The organism is Sphingomonas sp. 1F27F7B (assembly GCF_005503355.1).
Classification (GTDB): Bacteria; Pseudomonadota; Alphaproteobacteria; order Sphingomonadales; family Sphingomonadaceae; genus Sphingomonas.
This window is the reverse complement of sequence record NZ_SCMK01000056.1, coordinates 1-1,241: the sequence shown is the minus strand read 5'-3', so window position 1 is coordinate 1,241 and position 1,241 is coordinate 1. Positions and strand designations below refer to the sequence as shown.

General features: G+C 65.1%; 1 protein-coding gene. It reads left to right on the top strand.

Annotation, left to right across the window (positions count from 1 at the left end; genetic code table 11):
• Positions 1-64: 64 nt before the first annotated feature.
• Positions 65-1,215 (top strand): IS3 family transposase gene (locus FFS08_RS23335; RefSeq protein WP_137865140.1). Its coding sequence is split into 2 segments (ribosomal slippage): positions 65-317 and positions 317-1,215, totalling 1,152 coding nucleotides; the frame shifts between segments, so codons are not numbered across the junction.
• Positions 1,216-1,241 lie beyond the last annotated feature (26 nt).

Here is a 1,241-nt window from a genome sequence, read left to right as displayed (position 1 = left end):
TGACGTGCGCCCCTGGAATGTGACCGATTTTGAGTAGAGTCCGACGCAAAGGAGTCGGACGAGAATGAAGCGCAGCAGGTTCAGCGAAGAGCAGATCATCGCGATCTTGAAGGAGCAGGAGGCGGGTATGGCGACGGCGGAGGTGTGCCGGCGCCACGGGATCAGCTCACCGACGTTCTACAAGTGGAAGTCGAAATATGGCGGGCTGGAGGTGTCCGAGGCTCGGCGGTTGCGGGCGCTGGAGGACGAGAACGCGCGGCTGAAGAAGCTGCTGGCCGAAGCGATGCTCGACAATGTCGTACTGAAGGATCTGGCCTCAAAAAAATGGTGACGCCCGACGCTAGGCGGGAAGCCGTCGCTCATGCTCGTAAGCATCACGGGCTGAGCGAGCGTCGGGCGTGCAGTCTTGTCGGCGTGAGCCGCCGGGTGATCCGGTATCAGCCGACGAGAGGCGATGATGCGCCCTTGCGGACGCGTCTGCGCGAGCTGGCGGCGGAACGCCGCCGGTTCGGCTATCGCCGTCTGGGCTATCTGCTGGCGCGGGAGGGCATGACGCCCAACCACAAGAAGCTGCGGCGCATTTACCGCGAGGAGAATCTGCGGGTCCGGCGTCGCGGCGGTCGCAAACGTGCGCTTGGAACGCGGGCGCCGATGCTGTTGCCGAACGGCCCGAACCAGCGCTGGTCGCTCGACTTCGTGTCCGACACGCTGACGTGCAGCCGGCGGTTCCGCATCTTGTGCGTGGTCGACGACTACGCGCGCGAGTGCTTGGCGCTGGTGGCCGATACCTCGCTGTCGGGCGCGCGGGTCGCTCGGGAACTGACGCGGCTGATCGGGCTGCGCGGCAAGCCGCACACGGTGGTCAGCGATAACGGAACCGAACTGACCTCGTCGGCCATCCTGCGCTGGTCGCAGGAACGTCAGGTCGAGTGGCATTACATCGCGCCGGGCAAGCCGATGCAGAACGGCTTCGTCGAGAGCTTCAACGGGCGCCTGCGGGACGAATGCCTCAACGAGACGCTGTTCACGTCGCTGGCCCATGCCCGGTTCGTGCTCGCCGCCTGGCAGCACGATTACAACCACGTCAGGCCGCACTCGAAACTGGGCGGGAAGACCCCCGCCGAGATCGCCGGCCAACGTGCCTGGGGGCATGCCCCCAGGCACGTTGCCATCCCATCAACCAACCATCATGAAGGAGCCGGACTCTACCTCTGAGTGGTAACAATCAGGGGCGCACGTCA